The following is a 23,472-nucleotide window of genomic DNA, read 5'->3' as shown; positions in this document are numbered from 1 at the left end:
GCTCGCCCGGGCTGAGTGTTCCCGGAATGACTCCTGGGGGCCGTTTGGTTGCATGGCACCATGACCGTTCCGAACATCACCCTGAACGACGGCAAGACCATCCCGCAGCTCGGCTTCGGCGTCTTCCAGATCAAGCCCGAGGACACCAAGGACGCGACGCTCGCTGCACTCGAGGTCGGCTACCGCCACATCGACACCGCCGAGATGTACGGCAACGAGAAGGAGGTCGGCGAGGCGATCGCGGAGTCCGGCATCGACCGGTCCGAGATCTTCGTCACCTCCAAGCTCAACAACGGGTTCCACGACCCCGAGGCCGCACTCGAGAACGGGAAGAAGTCGGCCGACCTGCTCGGCGGGTACACCGACCTCTTCCTCATCCACTGGCCCCTGCCCACCGTCTCGGACTTCGTCCCCACGTGGAAGGCCCTCGAGGAGCTCTACGCCGCCGGCACAGCGCGCTCGATCGGTGTCTCGAACTTCCAGGCGAACCACCTGAACCGCCTCGCCGCCGAGACGACCATCACCCCGGCCGTGAACCAGATCGAGGTGCACCCGTACCTCACCCAGGAAGAACTCCGCGCGTACGGCCGTGAGCACGGCATCGCGACCGAGGCGTGGTCCCCCATCGCGCAGGGCCTCGTGCTCGACGACGAGACCATCACCCGCATCGCCTCCGCGCACGAGAAGTCGCCCGCCCAGGTCGTGCTCCGCTGGCACATCCAGCGCGGGGACATCGTCTTCCCGAAGTCGGTCACCCGCGCCCGGGTCGAGGAGAACTTCGCGATCTTCGACTTCGAGCTCTCCGGTGAGGACATGACCGACATCACGTCGCTCGACAAGGGGCACCGGACGGGTCCGGACCCGGACACGTTCGACTACGTCCCGGCCTGATCGGTCCGGAACCACGACGAACGGGGCAGCGACCGAGTGGTCGCTGCCCCGTTCGTCGTGATCGGGTACTACTTCTTGCCCTGCTGCTGGGTGACGTTCTGCTCTCCCTCGTCGGAGACCTTCGCGGGCTTGTCGCCCGCGAAGAGGACGTCGTTCGCGTTCCCGACGATCGAGACCGACTTCGCCTTCCCGACCGTGACGCGGGTCAGCGAGCCCTCGACGATGAGTTCGTCGACGTCTCCGAGGTGCACGATCGCGTCGTTCGCCGAGACGGTGACCTTCGGGCAGGCCCCCTTGAGCGTGACCTCGGTGCCCGACTGGTCGATGACTGCGGACCCATCCGTGCAGGTCGCGTCGGCCTTCGTCTCGGGGGTGCGCACCTCGTCGTCGGGGAGCACGCTCGGTGCCGACGAGGGCTTCGATGCCGAGGCGGAGGGCTTGCCCGTGTCCGCCTTCGTCGCGGTGGTCGACTCGCCCGCGGAGCAGCCGGCGAGCATCGTGATCAGTGCGGCCGCGGTGATGGCGGGCACGAGGATTCGGTTGGTTCGCATGACGAGCGCCTCTCGTTCGGGGTCAGGGCGTGGGAGTTGTGGGGCGGGAGGGCTCGGAGCGTGCCGAGCCCTCCCGGGTGCGGGATGTCCCGCGGGTGTTACTGGGCGGTGCGGTCGATCGTGAAGGGCGCCTGGACCGTCGAGGTCTTGCCCGACTTGGTCGTCTGCTTCACCTCGAGGTTGTACGAGCCGCCGCGGGCGAGGTCGATGCTCGCGGTGGTGCGGAAGGTGCCGTCCTGACCGACGGTCGCGGTCGCGACCACGGTGCGGGAGGAACCGATGCGGATCTCCGCACCCGGGGTGGCCGTGCCGACGAACGTCGGGCGCAGGGTCTTCACGGACTCGCCGTCCTCCGGAGAGGTCAGCGTCAGCTCACGGAACGCCGCAGCGGACACGGTGAACTCGGCACGGACGGTGCCGGTGACCGTTCCACCGACGGACTGGTCGACGTACAGGTTGTACGTGCCCGGGGCGAGGTCCATCCCGGTCTGGACCGTCCAGCGACCGTTCGTGACGGTACCGGTGCCGAGCACACGCGAGGAGCCGCGGACCGTGATGGTCGCGCCGTTGTGTCCGGTTCCCTCGAAGGTCGGACGAAGCGTCTCGACGGTCTCGCCCGACGTGGGGCTGGTGACCGTGTGCTGCGCGATCGGCGGGGTGACGGTCCCGACGGTGAACGCGTGCCGGACGGTGTTGGTCAGCCCGCCCTTCGTGACCTGGTCGAAGTACAGGTCGTACGACCCCTTCGCCATCGCCATGCTCGACGTCGCCGTCCACGCACCCTGGGCGTTCACGGTCCCGCGAGCAACCTCACGACTCGAACCGCGGACGACGACCTTCGCGCCGACCTGGCCGGAACCGCGGAACTCGACGACGCCCTCTGCGACGGTGCCGTTCTTCGCCGGCGTGGTCACGATGACGCCAGTACCCGCCTGGCCGTAGTCGAGCGTGAAGGACTTCGCGTTCGACGCGTCACCGGCGATGACCGCACTGAACGTGTTCACACCTGCCTGGGCCTTCTTCGGGTCGATGGTGATCTCGTACGCGTTGTCCACGGCGACGGTCCGGCCGATCTCGGTGCCGGCGGCGTTGCGGAGGATGACGGTCGCACCGGTCGGAGCGGAACCGAACGCGGTCGCCGGCTTCGTGGCGTCCTGCGCGTCGAAGCGGCCGGCCGCGCTCAGCTCGGCTGCGGTCTCGCCCGGGTTCACCGTGACGGTCGACGTGGTCGTGTTGGCGCCCTTCGACATCTGCTTCGCCTCGAGCACGTGCTCACCGTTCGAGAGGGGCGCCGTGCTGGACCAGCGGCCGTCTGCACGGACCGTAGCGCTCACGATCGGGGTGCGGCCCGCGTTGTCGAACACCTGCACGGACGAGCCCGGCTCACCGGCGCCGGCGATGGCCGTGTTGCCGGAGGCCTCATCCTGGTCGGCCGGGTCCGTGACGAGGACCGCACGTCCGTAGTCGAGCGAGACGTTCTGCGAGCCGCCGGCCTGACCGTCGACGGTCTGGGTGACGGTGAGGTTGAGCACGCCGCCCTTGTTCGGAGCCGGAACGCCGATCGAGTAGTCGCCGCTGGAGTCCGCGATCACGGTGGCGACGACGGTCGCGCCGTTCTTGATGGTGATCGTCGCACCAGGCTCCGCCGAACCGGACACGACTGCGCGCCGGGTTGCTTCAGCCGGGAACGAGCCCGTCGCCGTCAGCGCCTCGAATGCGTCGCCAAGGTTGTCGGGCAGATCGATCCACTCGCCAGTCGTAGGCGGATCTGCAGGGGTACTGAGATTACCAGTAGTGTTGATGGTGTCTCCGAAGAACGAGACCCTATTGCCTGAATAAAAGCTATCTGGGCCAGAAATGGAGCCGTCTGACTGGCGGAGCACACTGTATTGGGTGCCACATTTCTCAACCGCCGCGCCACCCGTCTGGACACGCGCCATCCACCCGAGGACCGTTGCCTGATAGCACGCACTGGGAGCCTGCGGGTCGTAGAGCTCAAATCCTCCATCTCCGAGTGCGCGAACGTTGAAGTCAGCGGCCACTGAGCGGGCCTCCGCAAGGCTAGTCACGTAACTTGCCGGGGTTTGGATGACTCCATTGCCCTGGACTCGGGTGACAATGAGGTATTTATTCGCGCCGATCTTGTTGATGAGCTTGATGGTTCGATCGGCCGTGGGCGCGGGGGCGGGGGCGGCGGTCGCGGCGGTCGCGGCGGTCGCGCCGAAGGATAGGCCCGACGCGATGGTGGCGAGGGCGAGCGCGGAAGCGCCGAGGCCCTTGGCGATGGTCTTCTTCTTGGACATGGTGATGAGATCCCTTTCGAGGGGTCGATCCGTGACCGTTCGGAGTGCACGCGGGGTGCGCCGGTCAGGGGGTTGTGTGCGGGACACCCCGCTGCGATACAAGAATATCACCGTGACATCCGATATGCAAGATGTACCCGTGGTGCGCCGTAGAAACGCGGGGCAGCCGGGCGCAGGCACCCTGGAGATGGCCAGCCCGCATCCACTCCGCGGCCGCTACTCGGCGCCCCGTGCGACCGTGAAGCTCGAGGAGACGGTCGAGGTCTTCCCGCTCGGCGTGGTCTGCTTGACCTCGAGGCCGGTGTAGGTGCCGCCGCGCTCGAGGTCGAAGTCCGCGGTGGCCCGCCAGGTGCCGTCCCGCGCGACCGTGGCCGTCGCGACCGTGGTCCGCGAGGAGCCGACCCGGATCTCCGCACCCGGCGTTGCCGTACCGACGAACGTCGGACGCAGCGTCGTGACGACCTCGTTCTGCGCCGGCGCGGACAGCGTCAGTTCCCGGAATGCCTCGTTGGAGACGGTGAACGCCACCCGGACGGTGGCGACGACCGTGCCACCGATGGACTGGTCGACGTACAGGTTGTAGGACCCGGGTGCGAGCGGTGCCGAAGAGTCAGTCTGGACGAGCCACTGACCGTTCTGGACGGTTCCACTACCGATGACACGGCTCGATCCGCGGGCCGTGATCGTCGCACCCTCGTGCCCGGTGCCACGGAACTCCGGGGTCAGCGTGTCGAGGACCTCGTCGGGACCCGGGCTCGTGACGGTGAACGGCGCGATGGGCGCCTCGCCGACAGTGAAGGCGTGGCGGACCGTGCTGGTGATCCCGCCGCGTACGACCTGGTCGAAGTACAGAACGTACGCACCGGCGGGGAGCTCGGTCGTCGACGTCGCCGACCACGCGCCGTCGGCGCCGACCCGTGTGGTGGCGATCTCACGGCTCGAACCGCGCACGATGATCCGTGCGCCTGCCTCGCCGGTACCGCCGAACGCGACACGGCCCGGCGCGACCGTGCCGTTCTCCGCGGGGGTCGTCACGACGACGCGCGCAGCAGGCAGGCCGTAGTCGAGCGTGAAGGACCGCACCTCCGACTCCGCCCCGTCGATCACCACGGTGAACGCGTTCACGCCGCTGGTCGCCTGCGCCGGGTCGATGGTGATCACGTACTCGTCGCCCGAGGCCGTCGCCCGGCCGATCTCCTGGCCGAGCGAGTTCCGCAGCACGACGATCGACCCCGTCGGTGCCGAACCGAACGCCTCGGCGGCTTTCGTCTCGTCCTCCGCGTCGAACCGACCCGCTGCGGACAGCTCGACCTCGGTCGCACCGGGGTTCAGGGTCACGGTGACACCGGTCGTGTTCGCCCCCTTCGACATCTGTGTGACGGCGACCGTGTGCTCGCCGGCGACGAGGACGCCGGTGACGCTCCAGACGCCGTTCTCGACCGTCGTCTCCGGGAGGTCCGTCCCGTTCACCGACACCCGGACACGCGATCCGTCTTCACCGCGACCGGCGAAGGTCGTGGCTCCGGCATCCGCGGCAGCCTGGTCCTCGTGGGACGTGATCGACACGGCGGTGCCGTAGTCCAGCGAGACGGGAACGTTGCCGGCCTCCGTGCCACCCACGATCTGCGAGACCGAGTAGGCGCGGGGACCGCCGGCCAGGGGCGCGGGGGCGTCCCAGACGTACGAGCCATCAGCCGAGCTGGCTTGCACACGGCCGACCTCCGCTCCACCGGAGCGGATCACGATCGTCGCCCCCTTCGCCCCGACGCCGGAGATCCGCGCACGCTGGGAGATGTCGGACGGGAACGAGCCGCTCGCGGTGAGCGTCGCCTGCGGCGGGTCGACGGTCACGGCGACCGTCCGGGAGTCGCGGTACACGCCGCCGACCCACTGCTCGAAGGTCAGGTCGTTGCGACCGACGCTGAGCCCGTTGGCCGTGGTCGACCACTGGCCGTTCGACGTCGCGACCTGCTGCCCCCGGAGCCGGATCTGCGCGCCCTTCGTCGCAGCCCCGGAGACCGACACGGACCGAGCGCCCTGATCGACGACTCCGGCGGTCGCGGTCAGCGCAGTGAACTCCTCGGGCCGTGTGACCGTCGTGGTGAGCGGCGGCGTTCCGTACCACCCGTTCCCCACGATGTCGATCGCGTAGTACCTGATGGAGACCGTGCCGGCCGTTCCCGGCTGCCACGCACTCGGCCACCCGACGGAGTGCCCGCCACGCGGGTCGACGTTCTTCTGGCTGTAGCCCGGGAACTCGATCCACGCGTTGCAGGACCGGTACAGCCCGTTGCAGAACGGATCCGCGCTGATCACGAGGCCCTGTTCACTCTGGGTCACACGGAAGTTGTTGACACCGCCCGTCACGCGGGGAGTCGCCGTGGAACCGGACGGCTCGGGAACCGCGGTGGCGGCGGTGCCGCCCAGCGTGAGACCGGAGGCGATGACGGTGAGTGCGAGCGACGCGCACGCGAAGGGTTTGAGGAGCCGGGTGGTCTGCATCGGCAGGAGGTCCTTTCAGAAGGGAGCGTCCCGTGATGTGAGACATTGCGGATACTAGTAGGACGCTTTTCCACATGACGCGCGATATCGACAGTCCGGGAAGTTGCGTCGTTCTGACGCAACTTTCAGCTGCCAGAGTTGACGCGCCTCCAGTCCGGAGTAGAGTTGAGTCCATCGGACGCAAGTCCGCAGACTTCAGCACCACGCACCCAACCGAAGGAGCACCAACACATGGGACGTGCAGTAGGCATCGACCTCGGAACCACCAACTCGGTCGTCAGCGTTCTCGAGGGCGGTGAGCCCACCGTCATCGCGAACGCCGAGGGCATGCGCACCACGCCGTCGATCGTCGCCTTCACGAAGGACGGCGAGGTCCTGGTCGGCGAGACCGCGAAGCGCCAGGCCGTGACGAACGTCGACCGCACCATCGCGTCGGTCAAGCGCCACATCGGCACCGACTGGAAGGTCGAGATCGACGGCAAGCAGTACACGCCGCAGGAGATCTCGGCCCGCACCCTCGGCAAGCTCAAGCGCGACGCCGAGCAGTACCTCGGTGAGGACGTCACCGACGCGGTCATCACGGTCCCGGCGTACTTCAACGACGCCGAGCGCCAGGCCACGAAGGACGCCGGTGAGATCGCCGGCCTCAACGTCCTCCGCATCATCAACGAGCCGACGGCGGCCGCGCTGGCGTACGGCCTCGACAAGGGCAAGGAAGACGAGCTCATCCTGGTCTTCGACCTCGGTGGCGGCACGTTCGACGTGTCCCTGCTCGAGGTGGGCAAGGACGACGACTTCTCGACGATCCAGGTCCGCGCGACCTCCGGTGACAACCGCCTCGGTGGCGACGACTGGGACCAGCGCATCGTCGACTACCTGGTCAAGAAGTTCAAGGACGAGCACGGCGTCGACCTGTCCACGGACAAGATCGCCAAGCAGCGCCTGAAGGAAGCGGCTGAGCAGGCGAAGAAGGAGCTGTCGTCGCAGATGTCGGCGAACATCCAGCTCCCGTACCTGACACTCACCGCCGAGGGCCCGCTGAACCTCGACGAGACCATCTCGCGCGCACAGTTCGAGCAGATGACCTCCGACCTGCTCGACCGCACCAAGAAGCCGTTCAACGACGTCATCAAGGAAGCCGGTGTCTCGGTGGGCGACATCGCTCACGTGGTGCTCGTGGGTGGCTCGACCCGCATGCCCGCCGTCGCCGAGGTCGTCAAGTCGCTGACCGGTGGCAAGTCCCCGAACCAGGGTGTCAACCCGGACGAGGTCGTGGCCGTCGGTGCCGCACTGCAGGCCGGCGTGCTGAAGGGCGAGCGCAAGGACGTCCTCCTCATCGACGTCACGCCGCTGTCGCTCGGCATCGAGACCAAGGGCGGCCTGATGACGAAGCTCATCGACCGCAACACCGCGATCCCGACCAAGCGGAGCGAGACCTTCACGACCGCTGACGACAACCAGCCGTCGGTCGCGATCCAGGTCTTCCAGGGCGAGCGCGAGTTCACCCGCGACAACAAGCCGCTCGGCACCTTCGAGCTGACCGGCATCGCGCCGGCTCCCCGTGGCGTCCCGCAGGTCGAGGTCACCTTCGACATCGACGCCAACGGCATCGTGCACGTGTCCGCGAAGGACAAGGGCACCGGCAAGGAGCAGTCGATGGTCATCTCCGGCGGCTCGTCGCTGCCGAAGGAGGACATCGAGCGCATGGTCCGCGAAGCCGAGGAGCACGCGGCCGAGGACAAGGCCCGTCGCGAGGCCAACGAGCGTCGCAACCAGGCCGAGCAGCTCGTCTACTCGATCGAGAAGCTCATCAAGGAGAACGACGGCAAGCTCCCCGAGGACGTCAAGTCCGAGGTGCAGGCCGACGTCGACGGGCTCAAGTCCGCACTCGCGGGCGACGACGAGGACGCCGTGAAGACGGCCTTCGACAAGCTCAACGAGTCGCAGGGCAAGCTCGGCCAGGCGATCTACAGCCAGCAGGACGCAGCAGCCGGCACCGCCGGTGGCGAGCAGCCCGCGGGCGAGCAGCCGGCTGACGACGAGGACATCGTCGACGCCGAGGTCGTGGACGACGAGGACGACAAGGACAAGAAGTAACGATGACGGATCCCAAGGACAACGTGCCGAACGAGGACGAGCCCCAGGTCGAGGGCGACGCCACGAACGCGCAGGAGCCCGAGGACCTCATCGAGGCCGAGGGGCCGGACGTCGAGATCCCGACGGACGGCCCCGCCGGGGGCGACCCGGCCGGAGCGAACGACCTCTCACCCGAGGACGAAGCGCTCCTGGCCGACGCCGCCCGCGGTATCGCCGAGGACAAGCTGAGCTCCGAGGACCGCGACCTGGTCGCCGAGATGCGTGCGGACATGCTCCGTGCGCAGGCCGAGCTGGTGAACTTCCGCAAGCGCGTCGAGCGTGACCGTGAGGCCAACCGCGAGGTCGCCATCGCCGAAGTGGTGCGCGCACTGCTCCCGGCGCTCGACGACCTCACCCGCGCCGAGGCCCACGGCGACCTCGCCGAGGGTCCGATGCAGGTGATCGCGCAGAAGATCCGTGGCGGGTTCGAGAAGTTCAAGCTCGTGCAGATCGGCGAGAAGGGCGAGTCCTTCGACCCGAACATCCACGAGGCGATCGTGCAGCTCCCGACTCCGGGCGCCACCGGCCAGACCGTGGCGGACGTCGTCGAACCGGGCTACAAGCTCGGCGAGCGCGTGCTCCGTGCGGCCAAGGTCGCGGTGGCGGTCCCGGCCTGAGCCGGAACGGAAGGTAGGTATTCGTGGCCAGTCAGGACTGGTTCGACAAGGACTTCTACAAGGTCCTCGGGGTGTCGAAAGACGCCTCGGACGCTGATCTCAAGAAGACCTACCGGAAGCTCGCCCGGCAGTACCACCCGGACTCCAACCCGGGTGACACCGCCGCCGAGAACCGCTTCAAGGAGATCAGCGAGGCCTACTCGGTGCTCTCCGACAAGGAACAGCGGCAGGAGTACGACCAGGTCCGCGCCATGGGGTCGGGCGCCCGCTTCACCGCGGGTGGCCCGGGCCAGGGCGGCGGCTTCGAGGACGTCTTCGGCGGCATGTTCGGAGGAGGCGCCGCTGGACAGCAGGGTGGACAGCGCGTCCGCTTCGGCCAGGGCGGCGCGGGCGGCTTCGAGGACATCCTCGGCGGCATGTTCGGTGGCGGCGCGGGCGGCGGCTTCGGCCAGCCCTCCGGCGGCTACCGCGGCTTCGGCGGACCGACGAAGGGGCGCGACGTCACCGCGACGACGACGCTCGACTTCACCACCGCGATCGCCGGCGACACGGTCAAGCTCTCGCAGGGCAACGGCCGCCCCGTGAACGTCCGCATCCCCGCGGGCGTCGCGGACGGCCAGAAGATCCGGCTGCGCGGACGCGGCGAGCCCTCGCCCGACGGCGGTGAAGCCGGCGACCTCGTGGTCACCGTCACCGTCCGGAAGCACCCGGTCTTCGAGCGCGACGGGCAGAACCTCCGCGTGGACGTCCCGGTGACGTTCGTCGAGGCGACGCTCGGTGCGACGATCCAGGTGCCGACGCTCGGCGGCGAACCGGTGAAGCTCAGGGTCGCACCGGGCACGCCGTCCGGTCGCGTCCTGCGTGTGAAGGGCCGCGGGGTCACGACCAAGAACGGGACCGGTGACCTGCTCGCGACCGTACAGGTCGCGGTGCCGTCGCACCTGTCGGACAAGGCGCGCGAGGCCGTCGAGGCACTCGCCGAGGCACTGCCCGACGAGGACCCCCGCGAGGACCTCCTCGCGAAAGCGCGCGGCTGACGCGTGCGCTGACGACGCAAGAAACGCACGAGACCCGGCCTGGAGGAACGGCGCGGCTTCCTGACGGACGCTCGCCGGGCCTCCAGGCTGGGTCTGCCATCCCCGCGGACGACGGAAAGGAACACGCCATGACCGACATGGACGAGAACTCGCCCGTCTTCGCGATCGCCGTCGCGGCAGAGCTGGCGGAGATGCACCCGCAGACGCTGCGGCAGTACGACCGGCTCGGCCTGGTCGTACCCGGGCGCACCCGCGGTGGGTCCCGTCGCTACTCGATGCGCGACATCGCGCAGTTGCGCGAGATCGCGCGGCTCGGGTCCGAGGGTGTGTCGCTCGAGGGCATCCGGCGGGTGCTCGAGCTCGAGAACGAGAACAAGGAACTCCGTGACCGCGTCCGTGAGCTCGAGACGGCGTTGGCCGATCAGCTCATCAACCGACCGGGCGCGCGGGTCTTCGCCGCCACGACGACCGGCGCGGCGATCTCCCTGAAGGCCGGGTCGCGTCCGCAGCGGAACACACAGATCGTGCTCTACCGCGGCCCCCACTGAAAAGACCCGGCATGTGATACACAGAGCACCTGCCACAATGAGTCGTGCGCGTCATCGGATGGTGGGCCGTCGCCGCCGCCGCAGGGTTGGTCCTCGGCGGCTGCACGTCGCTGCTCCAGACCGTCCTGCCGGATGGTCTCCGCTCCTTCGCCAACTCGAACGGCGGGTGGACGATCCTGACGTTCGCGGTCGTCGTGGTCTGCGCCCGTTGGACGAGTGCGCGTCCGTGGTGGGTCGGTGCGGTGATGGGGCTGCTCCTCTTCCACGGGCTGCTGCAGGGCTACACCGTCGTGTCGACGCTGCGGGGCTTCCCGGGCTCCTACGGTCCCGGCGACCTCTACTTCACGATCGCGACCCTGGCCGGGCCGGTGATCGGCGTCGCGGGCGTCTGGTGGTGGTCCGAGCGGCCCGTGCTCCGTGCCGTCGGCGGAGAGGTGCCGGCAGCGGTCATGATCGGTGACGGCATCGACGGCCTCTTGCGGGTCGTCGAGACCACCGGCTGGATCTGGTGGACCATCAGCATCGTGATCGGCGTGGCCGTCCTCGCCTGGGTCGTGGTCCGTCGGCTGCGCAGCTGCGGCGTGCGATGGCTCGCCGTCGCCCTGACCCTGGTGGGCGCGGGGGCGTTCGCGGCGGCGTTCCTCACGGTGTTCGGCGGCTCCTGACCGCACCGGCCACGCTGACGCACTGACCGCCGCGCCCTCGGTACGCTGGCGCCGTGCCACCCGACTTCGCCGACTTCTTCCGCCGCCGTGACCACGACGCGCCGGACCTCATCGCGATCGACGGGACGGACCGGTTCATCCTCGACGAGGCACCGCACGTCCACGGGGATGCGCTCCGCCAACCCGGTGAGGTGGCTGTCGTCGACGACCGCCACGGCGTCCTGACCCTCGGTGCCATCACGGTGCACGGCGCGTCGGACGTCCGCGTCGTCCAGGACTCGCTGGTCGGAGTCCGCGCGCTCGAGGCGAACGCCGGCACGTTCGGCCGCCGGGGATTCCACCACCCCGACTCGCTCGAGCAGGCGTTCCGGGACGTGCGCCTCGTGCTGCTGCGCCTGTCGAAGTCGAACGACCGACTCGACGAGATCGCCCGCGCGGTCGCACGCTTCGCCGCCCCCGATGTCGTCCTGCTCTGCGGCGGGGTCACGAAGCACATGAACCTGTCGCAGAACGACGTCCTGCGCCGGTACTTCGGCGAGGTCACGGCGTCGCGGGGGCGTGGGAAGTCCCGGCTGCTCATCGCACATGACCCGCTCCGTGCTTCCGCCACGCGTGCCGACGCGACCAACCCGTGGCCGAGGTCCGTGCACGTGGACGCGCTCGGGATGACGATCGTCGCGCACGGCGGCGTGTTCGCCGGGAACTCGCTCGACCAGGGCACCCGGGTCCTGCTCGACGTGATGGACGGCGCCGTCCCGTCCGCCCGCACCGTCGTCGACCTCGGCTGCGGGAACGGTGTGATCGCCGCGGCCATCGCACTCCGTCGACCGTCGGTGAAGGTGATCGCCACCGACGTCTCCGCCATCGCGGTCGCGTCGACCCGCGGGACGGCAGCGGCGAACGGTGTGGGTGCGCGAGTCGACGTCGTGCGGAGCGACGCCGGCGACGAACTCGGCGAGGGCTCCGCACAGCTCGTCCTCTGCAACCCGCCGTTCCACGCGGACACCACCGTGACCACGGACGCTGCCGAGGCGATGTTCCGGAACGCGGCCACGATCCTCCAGTCCAGCGGTGAACTGTGGTGCGTGTGGAACTCGCACCTGCGGTACCGGGGCGTGCTCGAGAAGGTCGTCGGACCGACGCGGCAGGTGACCCGGACGGACAAGTTCACGGTGACGGCGTCGCGGCGCGCCTGATCAGCGGGCAGCGGCCACCGCCTCGCCGATCGGCTTCCACAGCGATGCGGACCACTCCTCGGTCAGGTGTCCCTGGTCGCGGTACATCAGCGTCGTGCCCGAGACGACTCCGCACCGGTCGGCGTCGCAGAACCAGTCGGTGAGGTCCCGGTACGTGTGCCCGGCCGAGTCGGTGGCTGCACGCTCACGGCTCTGCCAGTCGGCGTCGATCGTGTCGGCACGAGCGACACCACAGCGCCGCAGGTCGTCGAGGGTCGCCGATGCGCACCGTGGAACGGACTCCGGGAAGTCCGGGGTGTCCGCGAGCACGGTGACCCGGGACGACGTCGGCAGCTCGCCGAGCAGCCGTCGGAGCCCGTCGCTCCACGCCGCCGCTCGCGGTTGGTCGGACACGAGGTCGAACCGGCTTGCGTTCGACAGGAGGATCACGTCCGGCTGGACCCGGTCGAGCTTCTCGACCACACCGGCACGCCAGGTGTCGCAGTCGTGGAACGCCGTGCTCTTCAACCGCACCGTGACGTCGACGACGGGACAGCCGGCCTTCGTGTACGCGAGGAGTCGCACATCGCCGACCTTCCCCGCCCAGCGCTCGAGTGCCGGGAACCAGTGCGCGGCGTGCGAGTCCCCGACGAGCGCGACCGTCCGGGTTCCCTCGGCGTCACCGAGGACGCAGTCGTTCACGGCCACCTCCGCACGCTCGTTGATGTGACAGCCGTTGCGGTTGATGGTCGTCCCCGACGAGGAGGCGGAACGGAGCGATGGTTCGAGGTCGGCGGGGACGAAGTCCGTGAACACGGGGGCCGTGCTCGGGACGACGTCCGCCGCGTCACGGTCGGTCGAGAGCGGGCGCTGATCCACGACGGGCAGCGCCGCGAGCACGACGAGGACAGCGGCGGCGGATGCGGCCGTCCCGGTGAGCACGACGCGGAGACTGGACGCGGTCGCGCGCGCGGTCCGCAGCGGTCCCTCGATGCACCGCGTCGTCACGTCCGCGAGCACCAGCGCGACGAGGACCGCGCCGACCCGCGACCAGAGCGGGAGCGGTGTGGCCAAGCCGATCGCGGCCTGCGGGATCACGAGCAGCGGCCAGTGCCAGAGGTACAGCGAGTAGGACACGCGGCCGAGGTACTGCAACGGTCGGAGGCGGAGCAGCAGGACGGGGCCCCGTCCCCCGTCGGCGGTCCCGGCCCAGACGAGGGCCGCCGCAGCGGTGGCCGGTACCAGTGCGGCCACGCCGGGGTAGGTCGTGCCCGCGTCGTAGAGCAGTGCGGAGACGACCAGGATCGCCAGTGCGAGCCAGCCGAGGAGCGCGGACCATCGAGCGGGCACGACGACCCTGCGGCTGACCGCCACCGCCACGAGGCCACCGAGCGCGAGTTCCCACGCGCGAGTGGGGAGCGAGAAGAACGCCCACGGCTGTGACACCGCCGTCAGGACGACGGAGAGCACGGCCGAGGCGATCACCACCGCAGCGATGCCGAGCGTGACCACGCGCATCGGACCCGTCCGACCGACGCGTCGTCCCAGCCACCACAGGAGGAGCAGGAGGAGTGGCCACACGAGGTAGAACTGCTCCTCGACGCCGAGCGACCAGTAGTGCTGGAACGGCGACGGCGCATTGCCCGCGAGGTAGTTCGTCCCCTGAGCGGCGAACAGCAGGTTCGGCACCGACAGGAGCGCGGCGACCGCGGTCTTCCCGAGGTCGTCGGCGATGAGCGGCGGCATGAGCGCGAGGGCGGCGAGCGTCGTCACGAGTCCGACCGTGACGGCCGCGGGGAGGATGCGGCGGACGCGGCGCGCCCAGAAGGCCGCGAGGTCGATCCTGCCTCGGCGGTCGAGTTCCCGGATCAGGTGCCCCGTGATGAGGAACCCCGAGATCACGAAGAAGACGTCCACTCCGATGTAGCCGCCGGAGACCCCCAGGTGGGCGTGCTCGAGGAGGACGAGCAGCACGGCGACCGCGCGCAAGCCTTGGATGTCTCGGCGGAACCCGCCGGTGGCGGCTGTCCTCGGTGTGGTGTGCATCGGTCTCCTCGTCGTCGTGAACATAATACTACAATGTGATATGTTTTAGCGACGGGCATGCAGCGATGTCCTCGACCTGGGAGACGACGTGGAACCGACCGACCTGATCAAGACCCTCCGCAAGGCATGGGCGTTCGTGCTCTTCGGCATGCTCCTCGGCGGGAGCGCCGGGTTCGGGGCCGCGTCCATCGCCACACCCGAGTACAAGGCGACGACGAAGCTCTTCGTCGCCGTGCAGACGGCGGGAGCCACGTCGGCCACCGACGTCTCCCAGGGCAGCGCGGCGGCGCAGCAGAAGGTGCGCTCCTACGCCGACATCGTCACGACGGGCAGCATCCTCGACCCGGTCATCGACGAACTCCACCTGCGCACCACCACGTCGGCACTGGCACGCCGGGTGCAGGCATCGATCAACTCCAACACCGTGGTCGTGGCGATCGAGGTGACCGCCGAGTCCGGGCAGCAGGCCGCGGCGATCGCGAACGCCATCGGTCGGAGCTTCGTCCGGGTCGTCGAGTCGCTCGAGAAGCCGACCGCGGACACCGCCAGCCTCGTGCGTGCCGCGACCGTGCAGGAAGCCATCGCGCCGACCGCTCCGTCCTCGCCGAACACCACGCTGAACATCGCCGTCGGCCTCGCCCTGGGGGCGTTCCTCGGGTTCGGGGCCGCCCTGCTCCGCAGCGTCCTCGACACCCGGATCCACACCGCCCGCGAGGTCGCAGACGTCACGCCGACCCCGGTCCTCGCGACGCTCGGGTACGACCCCGACGTGAAGAAGCAGCCGCTCATCGTCTCCGGCGATCCGCGCAACCCGCTCGCCGAGGCGTACCGCACGCTGCGCAGCAACCTGCAGTTCGTCAACCTGGCGTCCGGCAACGGCAGCTTCGTCGTCACGTCCGCGATGCCGAGCGAGGGCAAGACCACCTCGACCGCGAACCTGGCCATCGCGCTCGCTGAGACCGGGGCGCGCGTCGCACTCGTCGACGCCGATCTCCGCCGCCCGCGGGTCGCGGACATCATGGGCCTCGAGAACGCCGCCGGACTGACCGACCTCCTGATCGGTCGGGCCGAGATGGACGACGTCGTGCACCGGTGGGGCCGGTTGCAGCTCGACGTGCTGCCGGCTGGTCAGGTCCCCCCGAACCCGAGCGAGCTCCTGGGTTCGGCGGCGATGCGCACGCTCCTCGACCTCCTCAGCGAGCAGTACGACTACGTCCTGCTCGATGCGCCGCCGCTCCTGCCGGTGACCGACGCCGCCGTCCTCGCGACGATGGCGGCAGGGGCCGTGGTGGTCACCGCCGCGAAGCGCAGCCGGACGACGCAGCTCCGAGTCGCGCTCGAGCGGCTCGACCGCGTCGGCGCGTCGGTCCTCGGCATCGTCGTGAACATGGCGCCGTTCCGCTCACGGGGCGGGTACGGCGGCGTCTACGAAGGCTCGTACGGCTCGTACTACGGGCGGGTGGAACCCGTCGAGCTCAGCACGACCACGACCACGACCACGACCACGACCAAGCGCGGGCGACGCCTCCGCGACACCGGTACGAGGTCGGACGACCTCGCTCCCGCCTCCGGCAAGGAGGACCCCCGCTGACGTCGGAGGGGCCACGCACGAGCCGCACGGGACGACCGACGACGTCGGCGCCCCGTGCGGCTTCGTCTCGCCCGGCTCAGGCGATCGTGCGGAACGTGGACGACCGCTCCAGTCCGGTCCGCTCGGACCACGCGGCTGCGTCGCCGATCCGGTCCGCCGTCTGCCACTGCAACCGGGTCTCCTGCGTCAGTTCGATGACGTTGCGGTCGGACCGGAGCCGTTCCGGGATCGCCCGGTTCGCGTAGAGGTAGCTGTCCGAGGCACCGCTGAAGGTGTTCCCCTCGATGCGCACCTCGATCACCGCGGAGTCGCCGTAGAAGAGCAGGTGGCTCCCCTTGCCCGCGCGATCGGGCCGGATGGTCCGACTCCAGCTCGAGCCCGCCGCCGAACTCCGGTTGCCCCGGAAGGTGCAGGCCGTTCCCGGAGCACCGGAGCGCGCACCGGTCGACCAGTACTCGAACCCCTGCATGTTGCGGTCGAGGTCGTTGCCCTCGAACACCACGTTCCGCCACCCGACGTCGCCGAGCTGCACGGGGCCCTGGATCGTCGTCGCGGTGTCCCAGCAATCGGTGATCGTGGTGGACTGCACGAGGACGTCCTCGGCACCGGACCAGACCTGGACGCCGTTGCCGAAGCGCGAGACGCCGTCGCTGGCGAAGCCCCCGCCCGCCTCACCCACCGTGCAGTCCCGGAGCTCGAAGCCACGCGTAGGGACGGCGGACGAGGTCTGCACCGCATTGCGACCGGTCCCGCGGAGGACGAGATCGGTGACGACGACGCCGGACCGTCCTTCGAGGATCGGCTCGGCGACCGCCAGCCAGACCCTCCTCCCACCGCGACTCGGGTTCTCCGGGTTCCGGACGGTGACCGTGGCACCCGAGGAGACGAACTGCCACGCAGCGTGCAGGCTGGAGACCGAGCCCTTGCGGTCGCCGTGGATCGTGCCGTCGACCTTGATGAAGCCGACCTCCGTCGACCAGGCGCTCACGTGGCCGTGGTGCGTCCGGCCGTGGGCAGCGCCTCTGATGTCGACCGCCCACAGGTCGTCGCCGACCCGGACCCAGCACGCTTCACTCTGGACGTACTTGTAGGCGGTGACCTCCGGCGACTCGGGCTCGTCACCCCAGGATCCGATGGTCAGTCCCCCGACGGCGCCCGGGCGGAGGACCCCGAAGTGTCGACGACCGCGGCGGAGCAGGAGGGTGTCCCCCGTCCCGATCTCCCCCGCCGCGAGTGCGGCGTTCGCCCGGGCCGTCGACGCCCAGCTCCGCCACGAGGGCGTTCCCGCCGCCGCGTCATCGCCGCCCTTCGGGTCGACGTAGAAGGTCCTGGGGGTCGCGGCACGGGCGCTCCTGGCGCCCCACAGCGGCCCACCGGCGAGCGCGGCAGTGAGGCCGATCGCGACGCCGCCGACCAGTACGGCGCGTCGTGTCGGCCCGTCGGAGGGTTCGGAGCCGTGCTTCCGCGTGCGGTCGACGGCAGTGTTCTGGGGCATGCGTCCTCGTTCCTGCCCCGCGGCGACTCCGCGGAGGTGTGAGGAACGCTAGGACTCGTGAGCGACGAGAAGGGAATCCCGTGGATGTCGTATGCAGTCAGGCACCACGGGCTCGTCGACGCACGACCACGGCGCGGAGGACGTGGAGGTCCGCGCTGCGCAGTCCGTAGAAGGACCACGGGCGGATCCCGTGCTTCTGCCAGACCTGGAGGACGTTGGCCGAGCTCGAGATCCAACACCCGACGAGCGTGCCCAACGCTGCGCCGACGGCGCCGAGATCCGGCACGAGCAGCACGAGCAGGGCCGTGTTCACGACCGCCGCGCCGGCCAGGGAGAGGCTCCGCCGACCGGGCGCGCCCCGCGCACTCAGCGTCACACCGGCGAGCGCACCCTGCCCGCCGACGGCGGTGGCCGCCAACAGGACGAGGCACGCGGGGAGCGCCGCGGCGAACGCCGTACCGAAGACGACCGGCAACCACCACCAGGCGGTCGCTGCGAGCACGGCACACAGCACCAGCGTCGTCGCGGACGACAGCCGGGAAGCGGTCAGCATGCGACCGTCGTCCGCGTCGGCGGCGTCCGCCGCGAAGGAGACGTCCCGCACGGCGTTGCTGATCACGAGCGGGATCTCCGCCACGGTCACCGCGACGACGTACAGTCCGAGTTCGGCGGCCCCGGACAGCGGACTCATCAGCGCCTGGTCGAGCCGCGTCAGGAGCACGCCCGAGACGGACCCGAACCAGACGCGGGACCCGAAGGCCACGAGGGTGCGGGTCCGGGGCGGGTCCTGGGTCTGCGCGGAGCCGGCGGCACCGGACGTCCGACGGAGCACCCGGAGGTACGCGAGCGCGCCGATGCACGGCGAGACGGCGAGGATGACGACGGCTCCGCGGACGTCGAGGAGGCCCGTCCCGGCGCAGACGCCCAGGGCGGCGAGCCGGAAGGCGGCGGTCAGCGCACGCTCGACGGCGACCGCCCGCCATCGGTGCAGCCCCGCCGCGGTCGCCTGCAGGACCGAGACGAGGAGCGTCGGGACCACCGCGAGCGCGGCGAGGGCGATCAGGGCGGCCAGAGGACCGTCGTCGGCCGCGAAGTACGGAGCGGACAGCACGACGGCAGCAGCGGACAGTGCACCGGTCACCAGCGCGAGGAGCGCACCGCGACGGGTGGTGCTCGGCGCGAGGACGGGGTACCTGGCGACGGCCCAGGTCACCGCCGCGGGGATCCCGAAGGCACCGAGTGCGGTCGCGAGGAGCAGCGGGGCGAGCACCGCGGCGGTCTCGCCCCGGCCGTCGACCCCGAGCGAGTGCGCCAGGATCGGTGCGGTCGCGATCGACGCCAACGGCGCGAACCCGTTCCCGACGAGCGCGATCAGGATGTTCGTCCCGCGCCGGCCGCCGCTCATGCAAGGACCCCGTGCGCGGACGGCCGGGTGCCCGGTGACGGCTCGGGACGCCCTGCGGCGGGCCGGGGCGCTCCGGCGAGCGCGAGCAAGAGGAACACGACGAGGCCGATCGGGGTGTTCGTACTGAGCGAGTTGAAGCCGAGGATGGACACGAGCACCAGCACGGCGCCGAGCCGCGCCCCGGCGACCGTCGTCTCGCGGCTCGTCCGCACGAGGATCCCGACGAGGGCGCCGAAGAACAGCATCGTGGCGACGACGCCGAAGTCGATCGAGAACATCACGACCGGGTTCTCGAACGTCGTCGAGATGAGGGCGTTGCGGGTGACCTGTTCGCTGGCTCCGAACCCACGCCCGAACACGATCGTCTCGGACCAGACGTCGGCGGCGAGCCGCAGGGACTGCAGTCGCGCCGAGCTCGACCCTCCGTCGTCCGCGAAGCGCTCGTTCACCAGATCGGCGGCGGACGACTGCAGGAACCAGGCCGTGGCGGTGGTGAGGAGGATGACCACGGTGGCCTTGGTCATCGCGTGGACCCTCGAGCGCAGGAGGACCACGACGGCGGCGACCCCCGCCACGACGAGCGCGAGACGTGAACCGGTGAGGGCGATCGCGAAGAGCAGCGTCAGGACGACGGACACGCGGACCCACGCTGAGCGGAGGTCGCAGGCGAGCGGCACCGCTGCCGACAGCCAGAGCGACGCCACGAGCGGGTGGTCGAACGTGCCGGTCATGCGGTCCGGCTCGACGCTCCACCACCGGGATGACTCGACCTCGGACTGCCACGGTTGCGTGACGATCCCGGCCCAGACGGCGATCAGGATCAGCGCCGCGCCGACGCAGACCGCGACGAAGGTCCGCGCGACCGTGCCAGGCCGGAGGAGCCCCTCGGCGGTCGCCGTCGACACCACGACGAAGACGGCCACCGGCGCGACGATCTGCATGACGAGGGTCCCCAGGTCGCCCGCTCGGCCGGTCGACCACGACGTGACGACCGCGACCACGAGGAACGTCACCAGCGCGGCGGTGACGAGCGGCCTGGCCGCCAGGACCGTGCCGACTGCGCGGGGGTTCCGGAGCGCACAGACCAGCACCATGGCGAGGGCGATCGTGACCGCCGGGTGCCAGGTGGTGCCGAGCACCAGCTGTGCCGCGCCGAACGGCAGCCCGGCTGCGACGGCGAGGACGACGGCGAGCCCCACCGCAGGGCGACGGGCGGTGACGACGGCCAGCACGACCGACGCGAGCACTTGGGAGAGGAAGAGCACGGATCACCTCCACGACGACGCTTCCATCCTAAATGCTGATATGTGTTATTGCAATACGTCTCGTTCGTCCGGCCAGGCGCCCGCGACCACGAGCCGCTCGTCCTCGGCGGACCAGAGCGCTCCCCGGACACGGTCGTTCCGACCGGCGTCGACGTTCTGCTCGAGGAGCGCCGGACTCCGCCGCACGCCACGGAGCGGGACGATCACGGGCCGCGCTGCCGGCGGAACCGGGAGGACGGACACCTGCGCCCGGAGCGAGCAGTGGTGCAGCCAGGTGTCCGACGATCCCGGAGCGACAGCGGTGAAACCCGCACCGGCCCGACGCAGCACCTCGAGGAAGTGGGGCGGGTAGAGGATCCCCTTGACTCCCACCGCGTAGTTCCGCGGAGTGTCGAGGTCGTCTACGGCGCGTCCCCAGCGCACGTAGGGCAGGACGACACCGTCCTCGACGGTGATGCGGTTCACCCGGTGGGCCACGATGGCATCGGGGCGGACGCGATGCGCGTCGATGAGTGCGGCGAGCCAGTGCCGCGCGTACAGGACGTCGTCGTCCGCGGTGACCATGGGCCGGTCGTGCGCGTCGACCGAGTGCACGTACGGGTGGTACTTCTTGTGCGGGCCGAGATCGTCACACACTCGGATCTCGAGGCCGCGCCGCCGCAGCCGACGCAGGGGTGCCGGCGGGTGCGCGACGAGCTCCGGGTCGTCGAGCCAGAGGACGATGCGAGCAGGACGGACGTCGCCGTGCCCGATCGACGCGATCGCGAGGTGGACGGAGCTGACCCGTGCCCCGAAGCTCGTGAGGGACACGACCGGCCCGTCGGTCGAGACGATCGAGGAGCGACCGAACCGGGCGCGTCCGGCGGTGATCGCCATGCGGAGCCGGGCGGACAGGAACGCGACGGGGTCGCGCGGAAGAGGACGCATGGCACCATGGTAGGGCGTTGCGCACCGATGTACCAGTCGTCTGCACTTCATATACCGCATCGGCATGCGCGCCTGCAGTAGTGTCGACCCGTGCGATGGAGTCGAGTGGGCTGGCCTGCGATCGGGTACGTCTCCCTCGAGGACGTCGAGGGCTACCCCGAGCACCTCGCGCGACTGGTGACCGACGCCCCGCCCTCCGTGGCCGCGCTCGCGTCCGTCACCTGGAACGAAGCGCGCATCCACACCTGGCGGGTCGAGGAGTCGGGACGTCGCGCCGGCGCCGGGGTCGACTCCACCCCGACGCACACCGTGCACGCGGTCGTCGTCATCCGGAACGACGAGGTGCTGGACACCCCGGACGGGCTGTGGCGCCGCTGGAACCACGCGCGGGTGACGCTCCGGTTCGACCGCGCCGTGCTCGAGCCGGAGGACACCGCACCGCTCGACCTGCTCGCCGGTGACGTGCACGTCTCCCGCGGCGAGCTCGCGCACGTGGACGCCGACGTCTGGGAGCTGCGCCTGCTGCTCTCCCCCACCGGCGAGCTCGCGGTGCACTTCCGCGACGTGGTGATCGAGGTCCGCCCCGTCGACGAGGACGAGTGGACCGGGCTCGAGGCGCGTCCGGTGCACGGCTGGCACGGCCCGGTGCCGGACGGCTGGGTGGAGTGGGCGACTCCGGCGGTGCGCGCCGCTGCGCACGGGGACGTCGGTGGGCTGTCGCTCGAACTCGACGGGTTCGGCGTGGACCCCGCTGGCATCGACGAGCTCGACCCGCGCTGGGGCTTCGCCCCGCTGCACGCGGCCGCCTGGTTCGACCGGCTGGGCACCATCGAGGCGCTGCTCGAACGGGGTGCGGACGTCAGCGTGCAGGACGCCGAGGGCCGCACGGCGCTGGACCTCGCTCGCGAGCGCGGATCACGGCGGGTCGAGGACGCGCTCATCGCGTGGTTCGACGGCACCGCGGTGACCGACACGACGGAGACCACCGGGGCCTGACGGCCCGGTGGTCGGTGGTGACCGCCCGCAGACGCGACCGCCCGGTGGTCGGTGGTGACCGCCCTGGAGGCGCGACCCGCCTGGACGGGTGCGTCGCGCCTCCAGGGCGGTCGGGTCGGGGACGCTGCCGCTCAGTCCTGACCGGTCTGCAGCGCGTTCGCCGTCGCGACCCCGCCGTACCAGCGCGCCGACGGCTTCGGCGTGCGCTCGAACGTCACCGGGTCCCACGACACGAGACCGAAGGTCGGCCGGAAGCCGGAGGCCCACTCGTAGTTGTCGAGGAGGGACCAGTGCTGGTAGCCGAGGACCTCGATGCCGTCCTCGATGCAGCGGTGGATCCCCTCGAGGGCGCCCTCGGTGTAGGCACGGCGGCGGGTGTCGTCCGCGGTGGCGATGCCGTTCTCGGTGATCATGAGGGGCACGTGGCGGGACAGCTCCCACGCGCTGCGGAGCCCGTCGGCCGAGGCCTCGGGGTAGAACTCCCACCCGGTCAGGGTCGTCTCGACGTCGTCGCGGACGGGCAGCGGACCGTCCGGCCCGATGAACGTCCGCGTGTACGCCTGCACGCCGAGGAAGTCGTCGCCCGCGGCCTGCTCGAGGTACCAGTCGTCGCGCGGGTACCCGTACTCACGGAGCATCGTGTCGGACCCGGGCCGCCCGTCCGAGACGAACGCCTGGGTCGCGATCGTCCAGCCGGACTTGATGCCGTCGACCTGCGAGAGCACCTCGCGGGACCGCTTGTGCGAGGCGAGCAGGGCGTCGGCGACGCCGAGGTCCGGGTTCGGCAGGCCGTACGCGACCAGGTTCGACGCGTCCTCGCCGCCCGCGAGCATCGCCGCGATGTTCGGCTCGTTGATCGTGCACACGTAGCGGACGCCGTCCTGCACGACGGGGAGCGCGGCCTCGGTGTACCGGGCGAAGAGGTCGGCGGCGTCGGGCGCGCGCCAGAACCCGTCGCGCTCGAACCAGCGCGGCACGGTGAAGTGCATGAGCGTGACGATCGGCTCGATGCCGAACTCGTGGCAGGCGTCGACCATGCGGCGGTAGTGGTCGACCTCGGCGCGGCTCACGAACCCGCGCTCCGGCTCGATGCGCGCCCACTCGATGCTGAACCGGTACGAGTTCAGGCCGAGTTCGGCGGCGATCCGGATGTCCTCGCGGTACCGGTGGTAACTGTCCGCCGCATCGCCCGAGGGTTCGACGATCGTGGTGTCCGGCTCGTGCTCGTGCACCCACCAGTTGCTGTTGACGTTGTTGCCCTCGATCTGGTGGGCGGCCGTGGCGGCGCCCCAGAGGAAGCCGTCGGGGAACTGCAGCGTGGA

General features: G+C 70.3%; 18 protein-coding genes. 9 read left to right on the top strand and 9 right to left on the bottom strand.

The window, feature by feature from the left end; all coding sequences use genetic code 11:
- Positions 1-60: 60 nt before the first annotated feature.
- Positions 61-891, top strand: coding sequence for an aldo/keto reductase (locus tag BLT36_RS05565; RefSeq protein ID WP_092092653.1), 831 nt, complete (start codon positions 61-63; stop codon positions 889-891).
- 68 nt (positions 892-959) lie between these two features.
- Here BLT36_RS05565 and BLT36_RS05560 read toward each other — a convergent pair whose 3' ends face one another.
- The 3 genes from BLT36_RS05560 to BLT36_RS05550 all read right to left on the bottom strand — a co-directional run bounded on the left by BLT36_RS05560 (position 960) and on the right by BLT36_RS05550 (position 6,247).
- Positions 960-1,442 carry a DUF3060 domain-containing protein gene (locus tag BLT36_RS05560; protein WP_092092650.1) on the bottom strand — a complete coding sequence of 161 codons (483 nt, stop codon included), beginning with the start codon at positions 1,440-1,442 and terminating at the stop codon, positions 960-962.
- A 98-nt stretch (positions 1,443-1,540) separates the two neighbouring features.
- Positions 1,541-3,382, bottom strand: coding sequence for an Ig-like domain-containing protein (locus BLT36_RS05555; protein WP_302847107.1), 1,842 nt, complete (start codon positions 3,380-3,382; stop codon positions 1,541-1,543).
- 579 nt (positions 3,383-3,961) lie between these two features.
- Positions 3,962-6,247, bottom strand: coding sequence for an Ig-like domain-containing protein (locus tag BLT36_RS05550; RefSeq protein WP_092092645.1), 2,286 nt, complete (start codon positions 6,245-6,247; stop codon positions 3,962-3,964).
- Positions 6,248-6,478: 231 nt separating this feature from the next.
- Between BLT36_RS05550 and dnaK the strand changes: the two genes are divergently transcribed.
- The 6 genes from dnaK to BLT36_RS05520 all read left to right on the top strand — a co-directional run bounded on the left by dnaK (position 6,479) and on the right by BLT36_RS05520 (position 12,446).
- Positions 6,479-8,344 (top strand): molecular chaperone DnaK, encoded by a 1,866-nt coding sequence (dnaK, locus tag BLT36_RS05545; protein WP_092092644.1) that lies wholly within the window; start codon positions 6,479-6,481, stop codon positions 8,342-8,344.
- A gap of 2 nt (positions 8,345-8,346) precedes the next feature.
- The gene (locus tag BLT36_RS05540; protein WP_092092641.1) at positions 8,347-9,000 is read left to right on the top strand and encodes a nucleotide exchange factor GrpE; all 654 of its coding nucleotides are present in this window, start codon (positions 8,347-8,349) and stop codon (positions 8,998-9,000) included.
- A gap of 23 nt (positions 9,001-9,023) precedes the next feature.
- Positions 9,024-10,037: a DnaJ C-terminal domain-containing protein gene (locus tag BLT36_RS05535; RefSeq protein WP_092092639.1), complete on the top strand. Its 1,014-nt coding sequence runs from the start codon at positions 9,024-9,026 to the stop codon at positions 10,035-10,037.
- 137 nt (positions 10,038-10,174) lie between these two features.
- Positions 10,175-10,585, top strand: coding sequence for a heat shock protein transcriptional repressor HspR (locus BLT36_RS05530; RefSeq protein WP_092094363.1), 411 nt, complete (start codon positions 10,175-10,177; stop codon positions 10,583-10,585).
- A gap of 44 nt (positions 10,586-10,629) precedes the next feature.
- Complete coding sequence (locus BLT36_RS05525) at positions 10,630-11,250, top strand: DUF6518 family protein (protein WP_092092636.1); 621 nt, start codon at positions 10,630-10,632, stop codon at positions 11,248-11,250.
- Positions 11,251-11,303: 53 nt separating this feature from the next.
- A complete protein-coding gene (locus tag BLT36_RS05520; protein ID WP_092092633.1) occupies positions 11,304-12,446 on the top strand; it encodes a class I SAM-dependent methyltransferase in 1,143 nt (380 codons plus the stop codon).
- On the opposite strand, the gene BLT36_RS05515 is transcribed toward BLT36_RS05520, so the two are convergent.
- The gene (locus tag BLT36_RS05515; RefSeq protein WP_175529504.1) at positions 12,447-14,471 is read right to left on the bottom strand and encodes an acyltransferase family protein; all 2,025 of its coding nucleotides are present in this window, start codon (positions 14,469-14,471) and stop codon (positions 12,447-12,449) included.
- A gap of 88 nt (positions 14,472-14,559) precedes the next feature.
- Here BLT36_RS05515 and BLT36_RS05510 point away from each other — a divergent pair, with 88 nt between their 5' ends.
- Positions 14,560-16,062, top strand: coding sequence for a tyrosine-protein kinase domain-containing protein (locus BLT36_RS05510; RefSeq protein WP_092092628.1), 1,503 nt, complete (start codon positions 14,560-14,562; stop codon positions 16,060-16,062).
- A gap of 76 nt (positions 16,063-16,138) precedes the next feature.
- Here the strand turns inward: BLT36_RS05510 and BLT36_RS05505 are convergent, their stop codons facing one another.
- From BLT36_RS05505 to BLT36_RS05490, 4 genes are all read right to left on the bottom strand, one after another.
- Positions 16,139-17,557 (bottom strand): hypothetical protein, encoded by a 1,419-nt coding sequence (locus tag BLT36_RS05505; RefSeq protein WP_092092626.1) that lies wholly within the window; start codon positions 17,555-17,557, stop codon positions 16,139-16,141.
- 97 nt (positions 17,558-17,654) lie between these two features.
- Positions 17,655-18,962 carry an oligosaccharide flippase family protein gene (locus BLT36_RS05500; RefSeq protein WP_092092624.1) on the bottom strand — a complete coding sequence of 436 codons (1,308 nt, stop codon included), beginning with the start codon at positions 18,960-18,962 and terminating at the stop codon, positions 17,655-17,657.
- Positions 18,959-20,227: an O-antigen ligase family protein gene (locus BLT36_RS05495; protein WP_092092621.1), complete on the bottom strand. Its 1,269-nt coding sequence runs from the start codon at positions 20,225-20,227 to the stop codon at positions 18,959-18,961. Before BLT36_RS05495 ends, BLT36_RS05500 begins: the two co-directional genes overlap by 4 nt.
- Positions 20,228-20,272: 45 nt before the next feature.
- Positions 20,273-21,154 (bottom strand): hypothetical protein, encoded by an 882-nt coding sequence (locus BLT36_RS05490; RefSeq protein WP_092092618.1) that lies wholly within the window; start codon positions 21,152-21,154, stop codon positions 20,273-20,275.
- Between the two features lie 90 nt (positions 21,155-21,244).
- Here BLT36_RS05490 and BLT36_RS05485 point away from each other — a divergent pair, with 90 nt between their 5' ends.
- Positions 21,245-22,150 carry an ankyrin repeat domain-containing protein gene (locus BLT36_RS05485; protein WP_139166378.1) on the top strand — a complete coding sequence of 302 codons (906 nt, stop codon included), beginning with the start codon at positions 21,245-21,247 and terminating at the stop codon, positions 22,148-22,150.
- A 131-nt stretch (positions 22,151-22,281) separates the two neighbouring features.
- Here the strand turns inward: BLT36_RS05485 and BLT36_RS05480 are convergent, their stop codons facing one another.
- Positions 22,282-23,466 (bottom strand): glycoside hydrolase family 1 protein, encoded by a 1,185-nt coding sequence (locus BLT36_RS05480; RefSeq protein WP_217638282.1) that lies wholly within the window; start codon positions 23,464-23,466, stop codon positions 22,282-22,284.
- Positions 23,467-23,472: the final 6 nt, after the last annotated feature.

Source organism: Curtobacterium sp. UNCCL20 (assembly GCF_900101675.1).
Classification (GTDB): Bacteria; Actinomycetota; Actinomycetes; order Actinomycetales; family Microbacteriaceae; genus Curtobacterium.
Note: the sequence above shows the minus strand (reverse complement) of the source record. Positions and strands in the feature narration are given on the sequence as shown.

What these genes read in the sequence shown, in the direction of transcription:
- BLT36_RS05565 (WP_092092653.1), top strand. Translation starts at nt 61, where the DNA reads ATGACCGTTCCGAACATCACCCTGAACGACGGCAAGACCATCCCGCAG.
- BLT36_RS05560 (WP_092092650.1), bottom strand. Translation starts at nt 1,442, where the DNA reads ATGCGAACCAACCGAATCCTCGTGCCCGCCATCACCGCGGCCGCACTG.
- BLT36_RS05555 (WP_302847107.1), bottom strand. Translation starts at nt 3,382, where the DNA reads ATGGCGCGTGTCCAGACGGGTGGCGCGGCGGTTGAGAAATGTGGCACC.
- BLT36_RS05550 (WP_092092645.1), bottom strand. Translation starts at nt 6,247, where the DNA reads ATGCAGACCACCCGGCTCCTCAAACCCTTCGCGTGCGCGTCGCTCGCA.
- dnaK (WP_092092644.1), top strand. Translation starts at nt 6,479, where the DNA reads ATGGGACGTGCAGTAGGCATCGACCTCGGAACCACCAACTCGGTCGTC.
- BLT36_RS05540 (WP_092092641.1), top strand. Translation starts at nt 8,347, where the DNA reads ATGACGGATCCCAAGGACAACGTGCCGAACGAGGACGAGCCCCAGGTC.
- BLT36_RS05530 (WP_092094363.1), top strand. Translation starts at nt 10,175, where the DNA reads ATGGACGAGAACTCGCCCGTCTTCGCGATCGCCGTCGCGGCAGAGCTG.
- BLT36_RS05515 (WP_175529504.1), bottom strand. Translation starts at nt 14,471, where the DNA reads ATGCACACCACACCGAGGACAGCCGCCACCGGCGGGTTCCGCCGAGAC.
- BLT36_RS05505 (WP_092092626.1), bottom strand. Translation starts at nt 17,557, where the DNA reads ATGCCCCAGAACACTGCCGTCGACCGCACGCGGAAGCACGGCTCCGAA.
- BLT36_RS05500 (WP_092092624.1), bottom strand. Translation starts at nt 18,962, where the DNA reads ATGAGCGGCGGCCGGCGCGGGACGAACATCCTGATCGCGCTCGTCGGG.
- BLT36_RS05490 (WP_092092618.1), bottom strand. Translation starts at nt 21,154, where the DNA reads ATGCGTCCTCTTCCGCGCGACCCCGTCGCGTTCCTGTCCGCCCGGCTC.